This window comes from Aeromonas sp. 11P (assembly GCF_051920165.1).
GTDB classification, from domain to species: domain Bacteria; phylum Pseudomonadota; class Gammaproteobacteria; order Enterobacterales; family Aeromonadaceae; genus Aeromonas; species Aeromonas veronii.
The window spans coordinates 1,675,603-1,695,297 of record NZ_JBQBDJ010000004.1; the positions used below are offsets into that span (position 1 = coordinate 1,675,603).

A 19,695-nucleotide genomic window follows, 5' to 3' on the forward strand; every position below is an offset into this window, starting at 1 on the left:
CCAAATAAGGACGTTCTTATGTCGCATCCAGATTTTCGACTCTCTCTGGTCGTTCCCGTTTACAACGAGGAAGAGAGCATCGATGCCTTCATCAACGCGATAGACAACGAACTGGCCCCGCTGAAAGACCAGCTTGAAATTGTATTCGTCAACGATGGCAGCCGTGACCGCACCCGTGAAGTGGTCGAGCAGGCCATCGCCCGCGACCCGCGCGTGACCCTGGTCAACCTGGCGCGTAACTTCGGTAAAGAGGCGGCCCTGACCGCCGGTCTGCATCAGGCCAAAGGGGATGCCATCGTGCCGATGGACGTGGATCTGCAAGACCCGCCCGCCCTGATCCTGGAGTTCGTCAAACTGTGGCAGACCGGTGACTATGACACCGTCTACGGCATCCGCGTCGATCGCAGCGCCGATACCCCGATGAAACGCGTGACGGCCGGTGGCTTCTACCGCTTCTTCAACGCCCTCTCCACCAGCACCAAGCTGCCGGAGAACGCCGGTGACTTCCGCCTGATCGACCGTCGCGTGGTCGAGGCGATCAAGCTGCTGCCGGAGCGCAACCGCTTCATGAAGGGTCTGTTTGCCTGGGCCGGTTTCCGTGCCGTTGGCGTCCCCTACGAGCGCCCGGCCCGTCACGCCGGTGAAACCAAGTTCAACTACTGGAAACTGTGGAACTTCGCCCTCGACGGTCTGCTCAGCTTCTCCAGCTGGCCGCTGCGGGTCTGGAGCTATGTGGGTGTCGGCGTCTCCTTCGTCGCCTTCCTCTACATCCTCAAGATCGTGACCCAGGTGGTCTTCTTCGGCATCGATGTGCCCGGTTACGCCTCCCTGATGTCCGTAGTGCTGTTCCTCGGTGGTATCCAGCTGCTGTCGCTCGGCATCATCGGCGAATACATCGGCCGCATGTTCGTGGAAGTGAAACAGCGCCCGGTCTACCTCATTGAAGGGGTCTATGGCCAGTATGCCAAGCAGGATGCGGCCAAACCGCAGAGCGCTGACAACCACCCGCAAGAGCAGCAGGAGCAAGCGCCTCAATGATATCCCGCGAGGAATTCTGGCGGCTGGTACGTTTCGGTTTTGTCGGCGGGGGGGCCACCCTCGTCGACCTTGGCACCTCCATCGCACTGTTTCATACCTGGCCTACCATCTCGGAGCACCTGGTTACCACGCTGGCCTTTGCCATCGCGTTCTGGTTCTCCTTCTTTGGTCACCGCTACATCACCTTCCAGAAGCAGGGAGCCGCCAGCAAGTTTCTGCTGGTCGCCCTCTTCTCGCTGGCGGTGCGTAACCTGATCCTGAGCGGCCTGCTGTTTGCGGGGCTCTCCGGTCTGCTGCCGGTGGTCATCGCCACCCTGACCGTTACCGTCCTCACTTACGTTCTCTCTCGCGTCTGGGTTTTTGCCTGATGAATGATATGACCAATACTGCCCCGCTAACCGGGGCTGCACTCCCCTATCGCCCGTCACTGCGTATCAGCGGCCGTGACTGGCTGATGATCATCGCCGCCTTCATGCTGAGCCGGGTGGCGCTGTATGGCATGGGTTACTTCGGTGTCCAGCTCTACGGCTCCCCCGATATCGGTCCGCTGCAGGCCTATTGTCAGTTCGACTGCGTCTGGTTCCAGCGCATTATCGAGAACGGCTACGACCTCTACCCGCGCTGGCTGAGCAAGGGCAATGCGGCCAACTGGGCCTTTATGCCGCTCTACCCGATGGTCTCCGGTGCCATCTCCAACCTGCTCAATGTGGAGAGCCTGATCGGCCTCATCATTGTGGCCAACGCCTCCTTCTTCGCCAGCCTGCCGCTGATGCTGCTGGTGCTGCGTCAGCTCAAACTGGGTGACGATACCGCCCGCTTCGGCGTATGGCTGCTCGCCTTCTCCCCCTTCTCCGCCTACTTCGTCTCCGGTTATACCGAGTCGACCTTTATGGCACTGATGCTGGGGATGTTCCTGTTCGCCTATCGGGAGCAGTGGCTGATGGTGGCCGTGCTGGGGGTCTGTATCTCCGCCACCCGCAACCTGGGGGTGATGATGGTCTTCCCGGTGCTGATCCTGGCGCTGCAGGCTTACGGCTGGCGTGAATTTTTCCGCTTTACCGAGCGCGCCTTTAAGGTGGTGTTCACTCTCTGGATGATCCCCTTTGGCCTGTTTGCCTACATGGTCTACCTCTATCACCTGACCGGCGATGCCTTTGCCTTCAAGCACATTCAGGTGGCTTGGGGTCGCTATATGGACAGCCCGCTGGACTGGTGGCTAAGCGGTTTCGAGCTGGGCGGCCGCAAGGCTTACCTCTCCATCATGGTGATCTTCGGCTGGTGCCTGAACGGCTACCTGTTCAGCCAGAAGCGCTGGGCTGAAGCGACCCTGATGTTCATCTGCTGCACCATCCCGCTGATGACCGGCCTCAACGCCATGCCGCGCTATATGTTCGGGCTCTACCCGACCCTGCTGGCCATCATTCTGCTGACCCATCGCTGGCCCGCCATCCGCCCAGCAGTGCTCTGTATCAGCGGTATGGTTGCCTCCTTCATCGCGGTGGCCTTCGTCAACTTCAAGTTCTTCACCGTCTGATGTGACGACGATGCCTGATACACCAAATGCCGGTCACCTGACCGGCATTTTTTATAGGCGCCATTTATATCGACAGAGCATCCCACCCACCCTCCATCACACTTTCCTCTGCTTGAAAACGTAACCATTTGAACTGATGTCACAAATCGGCATTTTGCCGATCCAAGGCACTCTTTGCTGCTCCTAGAATGGGCCCTTGTCCGAACTGCCCTGCTCAAGGAATGGCTTATGCGTCGTGCTCATCACTTATCCCCTCTCTGGCTTGCCCTGCTGGCCGCCCCTCTGTTCATCCAACAGGCGATGGCCGCCCCCGAGGTTCGCCTCTATGTGGATGGTCAACCGGTAGCGGCCCCGATCGCGCTGGACAAGGGCACGGTGGAGCTGACCCATCCCCTTGCCAAGGGGAGCCACCAGATCCGCATCAGCGACGCAGACAACAGTTGCGGTACCAGCTTTGGCCCGAGCGAGAGCAAGCCACTCCCCTTCGGCACCGCCCAACCCATGGACAAATGCAGCAAGGATCAGAGCTTTACCCTGCGGGTGATGCTGGCCGGGGAGTATCAGTTCACCTTCAACCCGGATACCCCCAGCCTCAAGGTGTTGCGGGCGACCAAGAAGAGCGAGTTCAAGCGCCAGCCACCACAAGAGCCCTGCATCAGCTGGGATGGCGGCCCGGTCACGGTGTCGCTCAAAGGGGTCTGGCCCGACGGCACCCGACTGAGGGATGCCTACTCAAAACAGGAGGCGGTGGTCAAACAGGGCAAACTGACCCTGACCCCGAGCAAAGAGAGCGGAGGCCTGCTGCTGCTCGAGTCTGTCAACGCAGCCAAGCCAGCACCGTTCAACTGGGATCAGGCGAGCGTCTATTTCCTGCTGACCGACCGCTTCAACAACGGCGACCCCGCCAACGACCACAGCTTCGGCCGCCAGAAGGATGGTCAGGATGAGGTAGCCACTTGGCATGGCGGTGACTTCAAGGGGCTGACCGAGAAGCTCGACTACATCAAGAGCCTCGGCATGAACGCCATCTGGATCACCCCCATGGTGGAGCAGGTTCACGGCTTCATTGGTGGCGGCGAGCAGGGCAACTTCCCCTTCTACGCCTACCACGGCTACTGGGCGCTCGACTTCACCAAGATTGACCCCAACTACGGCGATGAAGAGAGTCTGAAAACCCTGGTGGATGAGGCCCACAAGCGCGGCATGCGGATCATCCTCGACGTGGTGATGAACCACGCCGGTTATGCCACCCTCGCCGATCTGCAAGATCTGGGGCTCACCGAACTGACCCAGAACAGCGGCAAACTGCCGACCGTTTGGAACCAGTGGCGCCCGAGCGGCGGCCTTAACTGGCATGGCTACAACCAGTTCATCGACTATCAATCACCCGCGTGGAACAAGTGGTGGAGTGGTGACTGGGTGCGCGCCGGTCTGCCCGGCTACCCGCAGCCGGGCACCGACGATGTCACCGGCTCGGTGGCGGGGCTGCCGGACTTTCTGACCAAATCGGCCAAACCGGTAGGGCTGCCGCCGTTGCTGGCGGCGAAAAAAGATACCCTCGCCAAGGCGCTACCCGACACTACCGTGAGTGACTATCTCATTGCCTGGCACACCGACTGGGTGCGCCGCTTTGGCATCGACGGCTTCCGCGCTGACACCGTCAAACATCTGGAGCCCGAGGTGTGGGCCAAGCTCAAGCAGGCGGGCACCGCTGCGCTCAAGGAGTGGAAGACCAACAACCCGGGCAAGGCCCTCGACGATCTGCCCTTCTACATGGTGGGCGAGGTGTGGGATCACGGGGTCGCCAAGGATTTCTGGTATCAGAACGGTTTCGATTCCCTGATCAACTTCGACTATCAGCGCGAGTTCGCCCTGCCCCAGGCCCAGTGCATGGCCAGCGCCGAGCCCACCTATGCCAGCTACGCCAGCCGCATCAATCAGGATCCCGAGTTCAATGTGCTGAGCTACATCAGCTCCCACGACACCAAGCTGTTCTTTGGCGACTATCAGGATGTGCCGCTACAGCGCCGGGTCGCCAACAACTTTATGCTGCTGCCAGGCGGCATCCAGCTTTACTACGGCGACGAGTCCGGCCGCGGGCTGGCCAAGGATGGCGGGGTGTTCGATCAAGGCTTGCGCTCGGACATGAACTGGCAGGAGCTGGCCAGCGGAGACAAGGCTGAGCTGGTCAAGCACTGGCAGCAACTGGGCCAGTTCCGCGCCGCCCATCCGGCCATTGCGGCAGGCAGCCACCAGAAACTCTCGGATGCCCCCTACGCCTTCGTGCGGGAGAAGGGGGATGACAAGGTGGTGGTGGTCTTTGCCGGTCGGCAGAAGTAACTCTTGGGCCATATATACCAGCAACAGAGAGGGGAGCCACTGGCTCCCCTCTCTCGTTTATCTATCTGCCAAGGCTCACTGTGACTGGCGCGCCGCCACCGGCCACTGCAGCCGCGCCTTGACCAACATCTCCTGCCACAGAGGCCAAGAGAGCAGCGCCTGCTGATAGACTCCCGCCTGACCGGGCAACAGGATGCCGTAGCTGGCCAGCCGATAGGCCATCACCGCATAGAAGGCATCGACAATGCCCGCCTCGCCAAAGTAGAAGGGGCCCCGCGTCTGCGACCAGATCCCCTGCAAACGGGCCAGCTCACCGACCGCCTCCACCGGGGGATCGATACGGGTTGGCGCCCCAAGAAAGAAGGGGAGCAGGGAACGGATCTGCCGAAATCCCGCGTGCAACTCGGCGCAGAGGCTGCGAGCCAGTGCCCGCTCGGCCAGCGAAACAGGATAGAGCTGGCGGTCGGGACAGAGCTCGTGAACATATTCGGCGATGGCCAGCGAGTCGTGAACCCGCACGCCATCGTGTTCGAGCCAGGGCACCAGACCGGCCGGTGCCAGCCGCTTGAGCCGCGCCAGCGACTTGGCATCCTCCAGATCGAACACCTGCTCCTGCCACGTCAGCCCGCTCATGGCGAGCACCAGTGCCGCCCGCATCGCCCAGGTGGAGCCGGTGCCCACCGCCAATACCAAGGATCCCATCTGTTGCCTCCTGCATGAGTTGCCTGCGACCGGCCGATCTGCCCTGATGGCAAAACATCCGATGGTCGCTTCACATTTGCGCACCCGCGGGTTTGACCCTCTTGGTGAGCGATGCTAGTTTGATTTTTCAAAACAATCAGTTAGCAACAATGTGAGCCATTAACCGAAATATGGACAGCCAATTTACCATCGTCATCGCAGATGACCACCCCCTGTTTCGGGGCGCCCTTTACCAAGCGGTGCACATGGCCATCAACGACGCTCAATTGCTGGAAGCGGACTCCATCGACAGCCTGACCAGCCTGCTCGGCGAACACCCCGAAGTTGACCTGTTGCTGCTCGATCTCAAGATGCCGGGAGCCAATGGCTTCGAGGGGCTGGCCCACCTGCGCGGCCAATATCCCGACCTGCCCATCGTGGTGGTCTCCGCCTCGGAAGATGCGGCCATCATCCAGCAGGTGTTGCGGCTCGGGGCGCTCGGCTTCATTCCCAAATCGGTGCCGATGAAGGAGCTGGTCAATGCCCTCAATACGGTGATCGGGGGGGATAACTGGGTGCCGGAAGGCATCTCGCTCCATCCTGAATCGGAAGATGGCCCCGATTTCGCCAGCAAGCTGGCCAGCCTCACCCCCCAGCAATACAAGGTACTGATCATGCTGCGCGACGGCAGCCTCAACAAGCAGATCGCCTGGGAGCTCAACGTCTCCGAAGCCACCATCAAGGCGCATATCACCGCCATCTTCAGAAAACTGGGCGTCAAGAACCGAACTCAGGCGGTTATCGCCCTGCAACAGCTCGATATCAAGGAGAGCTGACCCCCGCGCGCAGTGACACGCGGGAGACGACATAGCCAGCCATGCTGGCTATTTGTTGCTCGACAATTAGCACGATCGTACTTTATGCTGCCAGCACCAACGAGGAGAGAGTGATGAGCAAGGGGCGCCTGACCCGGGAAAACATTTTGCAGACTGCCTTCGAGCAGGCGAGCCAGCAAGGGCTGGAGAGCCTGACCATTGGCTCGCTGGCCAGCGCCTGCGAGATGTCGAAAAGCGGCCTGTTTGCCCACTTTCAATCCCGAGACAATCTGCAGATCGCCGTGCTGGAGTACGCCGCCGAAGTGTTCCGACTGCGAGTGATCCAGCCGGTACGTCAGCAGGAGCACCATAGCCAGCACGACAAGCTGATCGCCCTGCTGCGCGCCTGGCAGGCGTGGAACCACTGCTTCGCCGGACGCTGCATGTTTCTCGACGCCTGGACCTCGGTGCAGGATGGCCATGAGCAAAAGAGCCAGGTACAACAAGCAGCACGGCAACTGGTGCGCTTCTGGCTTGACTATCTGGCCCGTCAGGTGGTGCAGGGTCAGGCCGCAGGCGAGTGGCGACAGGAGATGGATCCCTGGCGCGCCGTTTATCGCCTCTATGGCCTCTATCTGGCGGATCAGGTGTTCAACGATCTCGAACTGTGTCAGGATCCGGCCCGCCACTTCTGGCCCGAAGTGGACGCTCTGCTGAGCAGCTGGCGCTGATGTTTTGGCATCCGTTCAACACGAATTTTTAAAAACCGACAAAATAGCACGACCGTTCGCACATAAAAACCACAGGATGACCATGAGCAGCAAGATCTACTTCAACACCCGCCGCTTCAGCCCGAGCAAATGGCTGCTGGGGATCGGTACCCGGTTACACCACAGACTCGCCCCCACCCATGCCAAGCGCACCGCCAGCAAGTTGCTGCTCACCCCCCAGCGCAACCAGCGGGATGGCCACGAGCCAGCGGGCCTGGTGAAGCAGGCCGTCCATACCAGCGAAGGGACGCTGATGAGCTATCGGCTCGGTCAGGGGCCACTGTGGCTACTGATGCACGGCTGGTCCGGCAGCGCCAGCCAGTTCTATCCGCTGATGAGCCATATCGCCGCGCAGGGTTTCACCGCCATTGCCTACGATCATCCGGCCCACGGCCAGAGCGCAGGCAACACAGGCCACCTGCCCCGTTTCGTGCGCGCCTTCGACGAGCTGGCAACCAAGCTTGCCAGCGAAGTAGGCCCGCTGCACGGGGTCATCGCCCACAGCATGGGAGGCGCCGTCACCCTCTCCAGCCGTCAGCCGGGTATCGATACCCTGCCGCTGCTGTTGATTTCGCCGGTGCTCGACTATGTGCCCCAGCTCTACGGCATGGTGGCACGCTCCGGCTACTCCATCCGACTGTTCGATGCGGTGGTCAAGGAGATTGAGCAGGAGTACCAGCACCCCTTGAGCACGGTCGATCCGCTGGGTCGCCTCGCCAGTCGCAGCGGCGCGGCGATGATAGTGCACGACGAGGAGGACAGGTTTGCCCCGCACGGCGATTCCTTGCGGGCCAGTCAGGATGGTCATACCCAGCTGGTGAGCACCCGGGGACTGGGCCACGGTCGCATCCTCGCCAGCGCTCCGGTATTCGCCGCCTTTGATCAGCTGGCACGGCCGGAAAATCCTCACCGCGCCCTTTGACATGGGGCCATGAAAAAAACGGGCGAGCGCCCGTTTTTATATTTGATACAGCGCCTTATAGTTAACTTGTCAGTGGGAACATTCTTGTCAGAACACGATAAGGCGCCAGCATATGGCCAGACCCAATACAGCGTTGTTGCTCACCGGTGGCGGTGCTCGCGCCGCCTATCAGGTCGGCGCCCTCAAGGCGATTGCGGAGCTCTACCCGCGCAATCTCGGCATCCCTTTTCCCATCCTGTGTGGCACCTCGGCGGGGGCAATCAATGTCACCGCACTGGCCTGCTACGCCTCCTGCTTCCATCTGGGGGTGCGCAAGCTGGAGTGGGTCTGGCGCCGCTTCGAGACCCACCACATCTTCGATTTTCATCCCGGTCGCCTGCTGTGGCGGCTGATGTACGAGGGGTCGGCAGGGCTGATCAATCCCCACACCAACCACGCCTTTCACCTCTTTGACAACGCGCCGCTGCACCGCCTGCTGGATCAACTCATCGACTATCACCGCATTGATGACAACATCCTCTACGGCAGTCTGGAGGCGCTGGCCATCACGGCGTCAGATTACGATGACGGCCTCTCCACCACCTTCTTTCAGGGGCGGGCCGACCACCATCCTTGGGAGCGGGCCAGACGTCGCGGGGTGCGCACCGTGCTTACATCTGAGCATCTGCTAGCCTCCTCGGCGCTCCCCTTTGTCTTTCCGGCCACCCGGATTGGCGAGAAGTTCTACGGCGACGGTTCCATCCACCAGCTGAGCCCGCTCAGCCCCGCCATCCATCTGGGGGCGGAGCGGATCCTGCTGATCACCCTGGATCCGCCGGCCCACTCGGCGCCGACCCATCACCACGGCCATCTCACCAGCTCCAATATCGCCAGCCATCTGCTCGATACGGTCTTTACCGACACTCTCAACTCCGATCTGGAGCGGCTGTGGCGCATCAACCAGACTCTGGATCTTATCCCTGAGCGGGAGCGCAATCGCCTCAAGCTGAAACGGGTGGAGACCTGCGTGCTGAAACCGAGTCAGGATCTCGATACCATCGCACTGGCCTACCTGCGCAAACTGCCGCTAAAGTTGCGCCGCCTGTTGCGGGTGCTGGGCGTGAAGGGGGATGAGACCAGCAGTCTGGCGAGCTTTCTGATGTTCTATCCGGGTTATTGCCAGCAACTGATCAAGCTGGGCTATCAGGACACTCTGAGGGAACGGGAGAGAGTCGTCGCCTTCCTCGATATCGAAGGGCTACCAAAAGAGCGGGAATAAACGGGGCTGCCGATGAGTGCGAGGGGACTCAGCGTCCCTCCAGCAAACGCTGCTCCGCCTGCTCCATGGCCACCACGGTTCCAAACAGGATCAGCCGATCGCCAGCCGCCAGCACCAGCTCGGGTCTGGGCTCCAGACTCAGATCCCCGCGCTGCACCTCCTTTATCCGCACCTCATCAAGCGGCAACTCGCGCACTTCACGGCCTACCGCCCACGCCTGATCGTGCAGCAAAAGCGGATGGAGACGTTCAAGCAGCTGATCTGCCTCCAGATTACTGGCGCTCTGATCCCCCCAGTAGAAGCCGTGCAAGAAGCGATACTGGCTGCTGCGCTCCAGCTCCATCCGGCGGATCACCCGACCGATGGGGATATCGCAGTTGAGCAGCAGGTGGGAGACCAGCATCAGGGCCCCCTCCTGGGATTCAGGGATCACCTCAAACGCCCCTGCCTGCTTGTACTGCTCCAGAAAGCTGTCATCCCAGGTGCGCACCAGCACCTTGAGATCCCCCGCCAGTTCGCGGATCAGCGCCAGCATCGCCTCCACCCGCTTGCGGTCATCGAAGGTGATGATCACCAGCCGTGCCCGCAGCAGACCGGCGGCCAGTAGAATATCGCGGCGGCTGGCATCGCCGAAGGCCACCTGCTCCCCCGCCAGCTTGGCCTCGCTCACCCGCTCGGGGTCAAGGTCGAGGGCCAGAAAGGGGATCTCCTCTATCTTGAGAAAGCGGGCACAGGTCTGCCCCGCCCGGCCAAACCCGGCAATGATGACGTGCTGGTTTTTGCTCAGGCCCGACTGGGCGACTTCGGAGCGGGTCAGCAGCGCCGGATCGGTCAGGCTGCGAGCCAACGAATGGGCCTGGGCCACCAGCCAGGGGGTCATGGCGATGGAGATGATGCCGATGCCGATCAGCAGGGAGACCAGTTGCTGATCCAGCAAGCCGTGGTGCAGCGCCAGTGCCAGCAACACAAAGCCAAACTCCCCCACCTGACTCAGCATGATACCGGCTGCCATGCTGTCGCGCTTGCGCTCCCCCATCAGCCGCCCGGCCAGCAGCACCAGCAGGGATTTGCACAGCACCAGCAGCACCACGCAGATCAGCACCTGCCACCATGCCCGCGCCACCAGCTCCCACTCCATGGCCATGCCGATGGTGATAAAAAAGAGCCCCATCAGCACGTCGCGAAACGGTTTGATGTCCACTTCCAGCTGATGACGGTAGTGGGACTCCCCCAGCATCATCCCCGCCAGAAACGCCCCCAACGCCATCGATAGCCCGAGCGAATGGGTCATGAACGCGGCGAGCAGCGCCACCAACAGGGCACTCAGCACGAACAATTCATCGGAGCGGGCCCGCGCCACCTCGTGAAACAGCAGCGGCAGAAACCACTTGCCCACCGCCAGCAGAGTGAAGAGAGCAAACAGCCCCTTGAGGGTGGCCCAGGCGATCTCGGCGGCTAGGGCGCTCCCCTGCACTTCCGGCTGGGCGAGGATCGGGATCATCACCAGCAGGGGCACCACCGCCAGATCCTGAAACAGCAGCACGCTCACCCCCAGCTGGGCGCGGCGGGTATGGAGCTGCTTCTGCTCGCCGAGCTGCTTGATCACCACAGCGGTCGAGGAGAGTGCCAACGTCCCCGCCACCACCAGCGACTGGGCCAGACCCAGCCCCCACCACCAGCCGATGGCGAAAAAGAGCAGTGACGTGAGCAGCACCTGCAACATCCCGACCCCCAGCACCAACCGGCGCATCGCCAGCAATTTCGGCAGGGAGAACTCCAGCCCCAGCGAGAACATTAGAAAAACGATCCCCAGCTCGGCAATGGTCTGCATGATCGACTGGCCGGTGATCACCGCCAGCCCGTGGGGGCCGAGCAAGACGCCGGCAATCAGGTAGGCAAGGATGACCGGCAAGCCGAGGCGCCGGAAAGTTGCCACCAGCAGGACGGCGGCGAACAGCAGGATCAACAGATCGGTGTACAAATTTTCCTCTCCTTTTATCGACTTAAGCTTAGTCAGCCGATCTGGCGGGCAGGAAAGATATATTGGGCATGCCAATTGCAGGGAGGAGACAGTAGTCAGGTGTTACAGGTGGAAGACCATGGAAAATACGTCGTCACTTAATGGCTTTAGCCATGGCATCGAGCAGTGGGTTCGCCAGATGGAGCGGCTCACGCCGTTGCCCAGCGTTGAACGCAACCAGTTGCTCGAGCAGTTGTTGGGGCAGAGCGATCTCGGCGGTCTGCTGACAACTTTTGCCGATCGTGCGGCAAGAATTGTCAGGATCCACGGTCTCTACCTCGATTGTGGCCAGCCTCATGTGCTGATCCAGCACCCGCCGCTGGCCACCCTCAACCTGCACAACTATCCGTTCGAGCTGCGCGGTCAGCATGGCCAGCTGCTCGGCCAGCTCCACTACGAGCTGGAACATCCGCTGAGCGGCAGCCAGCAACGGGTACTGATGCAATACCATCAGCTGCTCTGCCTGCTGCTGCCCCTCTATCTCCGGCTGGAAAAACTGGATCAACTGGTCCGGCTCGATCACCTGACCGGCCTTGGCAACCGCTCCTACTTTGACGAGGCCATCGGCCGCGCCATCGAGCAGCACAGCCGAGAGCCCCATGGTCTGGTGCTGGTGCTGCTGGATCTCGATCGCTTCAAGCAGATCAATGACACCTGGGGCCATCCGGTGGGGGATCTGGTGCTGAGCCGCTTCGCCCAGCTGCTCAAGGGGTGCATCCGCAGCACGGATCAAGCCTTCCGGCTCGGGGGAGATGAATTTGCCCTGCTGCTGCAACCGGCCGAACCCGAGGCGTGGCGCCCGGTCTGGCTGCGACTGCAGCATATGTTGATGACCAACAAGGAGCTCAGCACCTTCTCGGTCGGATGCAGCCTTGGCGCCGCCAGCTGGCAATCCGGGGTCGATGTGCCGAGCCTCTACGAGGCGGCCGACAGTCACCTCTACGCCCGCAAGAAAGCAGGCAAGGCCAGCCCTAACGAATAATCCCGAACTCTTCTTTGCTCCGGCACATGCGCGCCATGTGACCGGAGCTTCTTTTTTTGGGGCTAATCCTCCCTCACACCGAGATCACCTCAGGCAAGATCCTGCTCGGGCAGAACCGGGGCGGCACCGCTCCCCTGCCAGTGACACACCAGCCCGGCCCCCTGCGCCATAAAACCGTCGCAGACAAAGAGCCCCACCACCGCCGCCACCTGCTCGCCATAGTAGAGGATGGGGATGCGTCCCCGTTGCCACGAGGGAACACCATACTCTTGCAGCAGCTTCTTCATCCGCCGACTGCCGCTTCGCCCCACAGGTTTGAGGGGGATCCCGGGCGCCACCTGAAAACGCACCGAGAGTGGCTCATCCGCTCGGGGGAGGCGCAGCCGATCCTCGCCGTGCTCCGCCATGCGCACCACCAGCTCGCCCAAACCGTCCGGCAGGGTCAGCGGCTCACCCACGGTCAGCGGCAATACCTGATGACAGGGTTGCAGGTCAGGGCTCACCAGATAGAGCTGCTCCTGATAACGGCGACAGCTCTGGCGCCCCCAGTTGAGCTGGGGATTGGCATCGCCGCGCGCCAGCGCCACCTCCTGCCAGAGCCTGGCAAGTTGCTCACGGGATGGCATCTCCCCCCCTGACGGCGGATCCAGTAGCGCAGCAGGTTGTTGCGCCGGGTGGGTGAGAGGGTGTGCAGCGGGCCGATATGGAGCACCTCCCCCTCGCCCGCCAGCTGCCAGTCACTCTCTGCCAGCTCCTCCAGCAGCGCCTCCTGTTCGGCGCACAGGGCCATGCTGCGCGCCGCAGTCTGGGCCATGGCGGGCCAGCGCGCCTTGAGCTGGGGGATAAGCGTCTGGCGCAAAAAGTTGCGGTCATAGCTCACATCCTGATTGCTCTCATCCTCCACCCAGCCAAAGGGGAGGCTCGCTGCCGCCTCGGCCAGCTCGGCGCGACTCATATCGAGCAGCGGCCGCAACAGCAGACCGCCAGCAAAGGGCTGGCTTGGCAAGATGCCAGCCAGTCCACGCAGACCGGCGCCGCGCTTGAGGGCCAGCAGCAGGGTCTCCAGCTGATCGTCCTGATGGTGGGCGGTGAGCAGCCACTCCCCCTCCCGCATCCGGGCGGTCAGCCGCTGGTAACGGGCGGTGCGCGCCTGCGCCTCCAGACTCTCGCCATTACCGCGGGCCAGAGTCACCCGCTCGACCAGCAGCTCCACCGCCAATTGCTGACACACGGCTTCACAATGAGCGACCCACTCATCGGCATGGGGACTGAGGCCGTGGTGCACGTGCAGGGCGCGAAGCGGCAGGCCGTGCTCGCGGGCATACTGCGCCGCCAGCACCAGCAGCAGGGTGGAGTCGAGGCCGCCACTGAAGGCCACCAGCAGACCGGTGGAACCTTCCGGCGCTGGCATAGTCAGACAAAAGCGAGAATAAAGATGAGAAATCATAGGCTTCCCCAAAACGGACCGGCCGATCTTAGCAGAGTCGGGCTTATCAAGCTGCAACCCTGCTGCTAGAGTGAGGCTCGCCCGCCCTCTCCACCAAGCTGGCCGCAAGGCGGTCGCACAACCGGTTGGAGCAAGGAAGATGGGCAGGGAAGCAAACAACCCGAATTGGAATCAAACAAGATGAACAATAAGAAAAGCTTACTGGCTGGCCTGATTGGACTGGCCCTGCTGGCTGGCTGCAGTCAGGCACCGCAAGACACCCCCAAACACTCCGGGCTGGCGCTGGCCAATATGGACACCCAGGTCAAACCCGGCGATGACTTCTTCCGCTACGTCAATGGCAAGTGGCTCGCCACCGCCAAGATCCCCGACGATCGCCCCGCCGATGGCGCCTTCTACATGCTGCGGGACAAATCCCTCGCCGATGTGCGGGTGCTGGTCGAGGGGCTGGCCAAGCAGGAGGCCGCCACCGGCACGCCGACCCAGCAGATCCGCGATCTCTACGCCAGCTATCTGGATCAGGCAGGCCGTGACGCCAAGGGGCTCACCCCGCTGGCATCGGCGCTGGCCGACATCGATCGGATCGGTGATCAGGCCGCGCTGGCCCGTGCCTTTGCCCAGTCGGGCCGCATGGGCGGCGGCGCGCCGTTTGGCATCTGGATCGACGCCGATGCCAAGTCCCCCGACCGCTATGCGGTTTACCTCTATCAGGGGGGACTGGGGCTGCCGGATCGGGACTACTACCTCAAGCAGGATCCCGAGAGTCAGGCGATGCGCCAGAAGTACCAGCAGCATATCGCCGCCATGCTGAGCCGCCTCGGGGAATCTGACCCGAGCGGCAAGGCCAAACGGATTCTGGCCCTCGAAACCCGGCTCGCCACCATCCAGTGGGACAACGTGGCCCTGCGGGATCGGGAGAAGAACTACAACAAGCGCCCCGCCAGCGAACTGGCACGGCTCGCCCCCCATCTCGACTGGCAGGCTTATCTCAATGCCGCGGGCATTGCTGGTCAGCCGGAGCTCATCATCGGCCAGCCGACCTATCTGAGCGCGCTGGATCAGGTGATGGCCCAGACCCCCATCGCCGACTGGCAGGCCTACCTCAAGTGGCAACTGCTGACCGACTACGCCCCCTATCTCGATAGCGAGACCGACCGCGCCAACTTCGCCTTCTACGGCACCACATTGAGCGGCACGCCCAAGCAGCGCGCCAGCTGGGAGCGGGCGCTCGGGGTGCTGAACGATCATCTGGGTGAAGCGGTCGGCCAGCTCTATGTGGCCCGCTACTTCCCGCCAGCGGCCAAGGAGCGGATGGAGCAGCTGGTGGAGAACCTGCGCACCGCCTACGGCCAGAGCATCAAGGAGCTCGACTGGATGTCGCCCGAGACCAAGGCGCGGGCGCTCGAGAAGCTGGCCAAGTTCCGCCCCAAGATCGGCTACCCCGACAAGTGGAAGGATTACAGCGCCATCGCCATCAAACCGGATGATCTGGTAGGCAACCTGCAACGCTCGCAAGCCTTTGAATACGCAGATAGTCTGGCGCGCCTCGGCAAACCGGTCGACCGGGACGAGTGGCACATGTCGCCGCAAACGGTGAACGCCTACTACAACCCGAGCAACAACGAGATCGTCTTCCCGGCGGCCATCTTGCAGCCCCCCTTCTTCGACATGACGGCGGATGATGCGGTCAACTACGGCGCCATCGGCGGGGTCATTGGTCACGAGATGGGCCACGGTTTTGATGATCAGGGGGCCAAATCCGACGGTGACGGCATGATGCGCGACTGGTGGACGCCGCAGGATCTCAAGGAATTTCGCTTCCGCACCAGCCGTCTGGTGGCCCAGTACAACCGCTTCGAGCCTATCAACGGCCAGTTCGTCAATGGCCAGTTCACCCTGGGGGAGAACATCGGCGATCTGGGTGGCCTCACCATCGCCCACAAGGCCTACGAGCTGTCACTGGATGGCAAGGAGGCGCCGGTGCTGGATGGTTTCACCGGCGAACAGCGCTTCTTCCTCGGCTGGGCGCAGGTGTGGAAAGGGATGTATCGTCCCGAGCTGATGCAGATGTTGTTGCGCTCCGACCCCCACTCGCCCCCCGAGTACCGGGTCAACGGCGTGGTGCCGAACATTCCCGCCTTCTACGAGGCATTCAACATCCAGCCGGGGGACAAGCTCTATCTGCCGCCCCAGAAGCGGGTGAAGATCTGGTAGCAACATCACGGCGGGCTCCCCGGGAGCCCGCACTCAAGAGACAGCAAGAGGTTGCAAGATGAACAGAGCATTGATGATGGCAGGGCTGCTGACCCTGCCGCTGGCGGCACAAGCACAAGCCGAAGAGGGATTTAGCAAGCAACTGACCCTCCCCTCCGGGCAGGTGATCCGGGTGGAGCAGGGGACAGGTGAACCCGCCTCCATCGGCAGCTATGACGTGCGACTCTATTCGGGTCAGAATGCCCAATTTCCACTGGATGAGTTTCAGGATGGCAAGGTGATGGCCCGCAACGGCTTTATCCGGGAGCTGAAACTGGTCGATTTGAATGGCGACAAGCAGCCCGAGCTGGTGGTCATCATCGAGAGCGCCGGCAGCGGCAGCTATCAGGATGCCGATGCCTACACCGTCAGCCCGCAAGGGGAGCTGGAGATCTTCAATCAGGTCAAGGAGCTGGAGCCCAAAGAGGATGTGGTCAAGGCGCTCAAAAGCCCGCAAGACTAAGCCCTCTCCCCGAATCTGAAATATAAAAAGCCCTGATGATCAGGGCTTTGTTGTTTCTGCTGTTGACGCAAATAGCCTAGAGGCGGGTCGCCCGAATGGAGACCTGCGGCAGCGCCATCTCGTGCTGGGCCGCCACCAGTTGCAGCTCGTAGGCCCCCGCCAGCCAGGTGCGAGCCAGCACTGCATCGACGCTGGCGTTGGTACGTTCGAACGCCGCTACCGGGGTGCAACCGGCCAACAGATTGGCCAGCATGGTGGCGCTCAGCAGATCCCCCACCCCGATGGGGTGGCGGGCAAAAGGGTAGAGCGGGCGGGAGAGGTGAAAATTCCCCTCCTCGCACACCAGCAGCATTTCGAAGCGGTCCATGGCAAAGCCGGCCTTGCCCAGATGCTTGACCATCACCAGCTTGACCCCTTGCGCGCGCAGCTGCTGGCACGCCTCGATGGCCTCCGGCACATTGCGGATATCGCGGCCGGTGAGCTGTTCCAGCTCCAGCAGATTGGGGGCCAGCATATCGGCGCAAGCCAGTGCCCGATGTTTCAGAAAATCGGCGACGCCGGGTGCCACTATGCACCCCTTGTCGGGGTGACCCATCACGGGATCACAAAAATAGAGGGTGGCCGGATTGAGTGCCTTGAGCCGGGCCACCGCCGCCAGGATCTCCTCCCCCTGTTCGGCCGAGCCGAGGTAGCCGCTCAAGATCGCATCGCACTGGGCCAGCACACCGATCTCCGCCAGGCCGTTTACCAGCTGACGGATATGACCGCTGGGCATCACCATCCCCTGCCAGCCTTCGCGGTATTGGGTGTGATTGGAGAACTGCACCGTGTTCATCGGCCACACCTCGATCCCGAGGCGACGCATGGGAAAAACGGCGGCGCTGTTGCCGGCACAGCCAAAGACTACGTGGGATTGAATGGAGAGCACTCGCTTCATGATTGGCGACTCACGCAATAAGAACAGGAATTCCGGAGGGAAAAACGGGCCTTGCGGCCCGTTGTTGTCACTTTCGACTGTTGTCACTGTCGATTAACGCAGCACCTTGACGGTGTAGCTGCCATCGGCCTGACGATAGAGGCCGTGGATGTCGGTCTCGAAACCCGGGTAGTGGGCACCGATCTCGCACAGCATCTCGAGGAACTCGAGCACCGGCAGAGAATCCTGGGTCACCATCTCGCCCGGCAGTACCAGCGGAACTCCCGGCGGGTACGGCAGGATCATGTTGGCGCTGATGCGGTCAACCATGTCACGCAACGGCACCTCTTCCAGATTGCCCGCCAGCTCTTGCTGCCATGCAGCGTGCGGGGTCATCTTCATCTCTGGCAGCACGTCGAACGCCTTGAACATCAGCTCCGGCAGACGGTATTTGCAGGTCAGATCGTGGATGCTCTGGGCCAGCTCCTGAATGCGCATCCCTTCGTAGAAGCTCGGATCTTCACGATAGAGGCTCGGCAGGATGTTCTTGATGGTCAGGTTCAGATCGTAACCACGCTTGAACTCGGTCAGGGCGCGCAGCAGCTGCATCGCCTTGGACTGATCGATACCGATGGAGAAGAGGAACAGCATGTTGTAGGGGCCGGTCTTCTCGACCACGATGCCGCGCTCGTCCAGGAACTTGGAGACCAGTGAAGCAGGGATACCCTTCTCCAGCAGCTGGCCATCACGACCCATACCCGGAGTCAGCAGGGTGACCTTGATCGGATCTAGGTACATGTGGTTGTCATCGATGTCCTTGAAGCCGTGCCAGTCATCTTTCGGATCCAGCTTCCAGCACTCGACGGTGTCGATGTTGTCCGGCTGCCATACGTCGAAGAACCAGCCTTCGCTCTGATCACGCAGACGCTTGATCTCCTTGCGGAAGGAGATGGCGCGATCGATGGAGTCCTTGATCAGGCGCTTGCCGGTGTTGCCACGCATCATGGCAGCAGAGATCTCGGTAGAGGCCACGATGCCGTACTGCGGCGAGGTGGAGGTGTGCATCATGAAGGCTTCGTTGAAGGTCTCTTCCTCCACGTCACCCTTGATGTGGATCATCGAGGCCTGGGAGAAGGCCGCCAGCAGCTTGTGGGTGGACTGGGTTTCGTAGAACACCTTGCCCTGCATGGCTTCGCCGCTCATGCCGCACTTGCCTTCATAGATCGGGCTGAAGTTGGTGTAAGGCACCCAGGCACTGTCGAAGTGGATGTAAGGGGTATCCAGACTCTCCTTGATGAAGCCGGTGTTGTAGAGCAGGCCATCATAGGTGGAGTTGGTGACTACGGCGTAACGGGGAGCCTGGGCACCCGGTGTCGCGGCAACCTTGGCTGCGATGGTCTCGCGGCTGAATTCGCTCTGCGGGATACCACCCAGAATGCCGTAGGCGTTGCGGGTCGGACGGAAGTAGATCGGCGTCACGTCGTTCATCATCATCAGGTGAGTGAGCGACTTGTGGCAGTTGCGGTCAACCAGCACGGTGCTGCCGGCCGGCGCGGAGTACATACCGACGATCTTGTTGGCGGTGGAGGTGCCGTTGGTGACGATGTAGGAGCGATCGGCGTTGAAGGTACGGGCGATGTACTCCTCGGCTTCCTTGTGCGGACCGGAGTGATCCAGCAGGGAGCCCAGCTCCGGCATGGAGATGGAGACGTCGGCCTTGAACGCGTTCGGGCCATAGAAGTCATAGAAGATGCTGCCGGCCGGGCTCATCTGGAAGGCGGTACCGCCCATGTGACCCGGCGTACAGAAGGTGTATTTACCCTCTTCCACATACTTGAACAATGCCTTGGTGAACGGCGGCAGGATGGCGTCCTGATACTCCTGAGTGGCCTGACCCATCTTGAGGGCGATGTCATCGGCCATGCCGAGACGGTACTCGAAGAAGTGCACATTCAGACGCAGGTCGGTCAGGTGAATATCCAGGGTGGACTGATCGTTGGCGAAGGCGAAGATCGGCAGCTTCTCGTTGCGATCGTGGATCTCCTTGCACAGACCCAGGGAGTATTTGTCCCAGTCGAAGATGGCGCCGCAAACGCGGGGGTTCTTCTCGATCAGTTTCAGCAGGTCGGCCACATCGACCGGATAAACAACCTCGAAACCCTTGCGCTCGAGGGAGACTTGCAGCTGGCGAATGGGTTCTTCTTTAAAGAAAACACCCAGGTGGTTGAGGATGGCAATGATATTCATCGTAATGCT

The 19,695-nt window shown here is 61.5% G+C and carries 15 protein-coding genes and 1 pseudogene; 11 read left to right on the forward strand and 5 right to left on the reverse strand.

Annotated features, from left to right (window positions below; genetic code table 11):
- The first annotated feature begins 18 nt into the window (after positions 1-18).
- From ACTG1P_RS07625 to ACTG1P_RS07640, 4 genes are all read left to right on the forward strand, one after another.
- Positions 19-1,038: a glycosyltransferase family 2 protein gene (locus ACTG1P_RS07625; RefSeq protein ID WP_075114161.1), complete on the forward strand. Its 1,020-nt coding sequence runs from the start codon at positions 19-21 to the stop codon at positions 1,036-1,038.
- The gene (locus ACTG1P_RS07630; RefSeq protein ID WP_005338463.1) at positions 1,035-1,406 is read left to right on the forward strand and encodes a GtrA family protein; all 372 of its coding nucleotides are present in this window, start codon (positions 1,035-1,037) and stop codon (positions 1,404-1,406) included. Before ACTG1P_RS07625 ends, ACTG1P_RS07630 begins: the two co-directional genes overlap by 4 nt.
- The gene (locus tag ACTG1P_RS07635) at positions 1,406-2,572 is read left to right on the forward strand and encodes a hypothetical protein (protein ID WP_440000918.1); all 1,167 of its coding nucleotides are present in this window, start codon (positions 1,406-1,408) and stop codon (positions 2,570-2,572) included. Before ACTG1P_RS07630 ends, ACTG1P_RS07635 begins: the two co-directional genes overlap by 1 nt.
- 228 nt (positions 2,573-2,800) lie before the next feature.
- The gene (locus ACTG1P_RS07640) at positions 2,801-4,912 is read left to right on the forward strand and encodes an alpha-amylase (RefSeq protein ID WP_440000919.1); all 2,112 of its coding nucleotides are present in this window, start codon (positions 2,801-2,803) and stop codon (positions 4,910-4,912) included.
- A gap of 75 nt (positions 4,913-4,987) precedes the next feature.
- Here ACTG1P_RS07640 and ACTG1P_RS07645 read toward each other — a convergent pair whose 3' ends face one another.
- Positions 4,988-5,614 (reverse strand): glutathione S-transferase N-terminal domain-containing protein, encoded by a 627-nt coding sequence (locus tag ACTG1P_RS07645; protein ID WP_440000920.1) that lies wholly within the window; start codon positions 5,612-5,614, stop codon positions 4,988-4,990.
- A gap of 170 nt (positions 5,615-5,784) precedes the next feature.
- Here ACTG1P_RS07645 and ACTG1P_RS07650 point away from each other — a divergent pair, with 170 nt between their 5' ends.
- The 4 genes from ACTG1P_RS07650 (at position 5,785) to ACTG1P_RS07665 (ending at position 9,358) form a co-directional block, all read left to right on the forward strand.
- Complete coding sequence (locus tag ACTG1P_RS07650) at positions 5,785-6,429, forward strand: response regulator (protein ID WP_005338467.1); 645 nt, start codon at positions 5,785-5,787, stop codon at positions 6,427-6,429.
- A 113-nt stretch (positions 6,430-6,542) separates the two neighbouring features.
- Positions 6,543-7,139, forward strand: coding sequence for a TetR/AcrR family transcriptional regulator (locus tag ACTG1P_RS07655; protein ID WP_440000921.1), 597 nt, complete (start codon positions 6,543-6,545; stop codon positions 7,137-7,139).
- 82 nt (positions 7,140-7,221) lie between these two features.
- The gene (locus ACTG1P_RS07660; protein ID WP_440000922.1) at positions 7,222-8,100 is read left to right on the forward strand and encodes an alpha/beta hydrolase; all 879 of its coding nucleotides are present in this window, start codon (positions 7,222-7,224) and stop codon (positions 8,098-8,100) included.
- Between the two features lie 112 nt (positions 8,101-8,212).
- Positions 8,213-9,358, forward strand: a complete 1,146-nt coding sequence (locus ACTG1P_RS07665; RefSeq protein WP_005347843.1) for a patatin-like phospholipase family protein — start codon at positions 8,213-8,215, stop codon at positions 9,356-9,358.
- A 28-nt stretch (positions 9,359-9,386) separates the two neighbouring features.
- On the opposite strand, the gene ACTG1P_RS07670 is transcribed toward ACTG1P_RS07665, so the two are convergent.
- Positions 9,387-11,339, reverse strand: a complete 1,953-nt coding sequence (locus tag ACTG1P_RS07670; protein WP_440000923.1) for a cation:proton antiporter domain-containing protein — start codon at positions 11,337-11,339, stop codon at positions 9,387-9,389.
- A gap of 118 nt (positions 11,340-11,457) precedes the next feature.
- Between ACTG1P_RS07670 and ACTG1P_RS07675 the strand changes: the two genes are divergently transcribed.
- Entirely contained in the window at positions 11,458-12,360 is a 903-nt protein-coding gene (locus tag ACTG1P_RS07675) for a GGDEF domain-containing protein (RefSeq protein ID WP_005347848.1), read from the forward strand.
- 89 nt (positions 12,361-12,449) lie between these two features.
- Here ACTG1P_RS07675 and tilS read toward each other — a convergent pair.
- Positions 12,450-13,807 (reverse strand): annotated as a pseudogene (gene tilS / locus ACTG1P_RS07680) (tRNA lysidine(34) synthetase TilS).
- Positions 13,808-13,987: 180 nt separating this feature from the next.
- Here tilS and ACTG1P_RS07685 point away from each other — a divergent pair.
- On the forward strand, positions 13,988-16,021 hold the full coding sequence (locus ACTG1P_RS07685; protein WP_440000924.1) for a M13 family metallopeptidase: 2,034 nt from the start codon (positions 13,988-13,990) through the stop codon (positions 16,019-16,021).
- A 58-nt stretch (positions 16,022-16,079) separates the two neighbouring features.
- Positions 16,080-16,523 carry a PliI family lysozyme inhibitor of I-type lysozyme gene (locus tag ACTG1P_RS07690; protein WP_440000925.1) on the forward strand — a complete coding sequence of 148 codons (444 nt, stop codon included), beginning with the start codon at positions 16,080-16,082 and terminating at the stop codon, positions 16,521-16,523.
- A gap of 76 nt (positions 16,524-16,599) precedes the next feature.
- Here the strand turns inward: ACTG1P_RS07690 and pdxY are convergent, their stop codons facing one another.
- Positions 16,600-17,460 carry a pyridoxal kinase PdxY gene (pdxY, locus tag ACTG1P_RS07695; protein WP_440000926.1) on the reverse strand — a complete coding sequence of 287 codons (861 nt, stop codon included), beginning with the start codon at positions 17,458-17,460 and terminating at the stop codon, positions 16,600-16,602.
- Positions 17,461-17,553: 93 nt separating this feature from the next.
- Positions 17,554-19,686 (reverse strand): lysine decarboxylase CadA, encoded by a 2,133-nt coding sequence (locus ACTG1P_RS07700; protein ID WP_440000927.1) that lies wholly within the window; start codon positions 19,684-19,686, stop codon positions 17,554-17,556.
- Between the last annotated feature and the right edge of the window lie 9 nt (positions 19,687-19,695).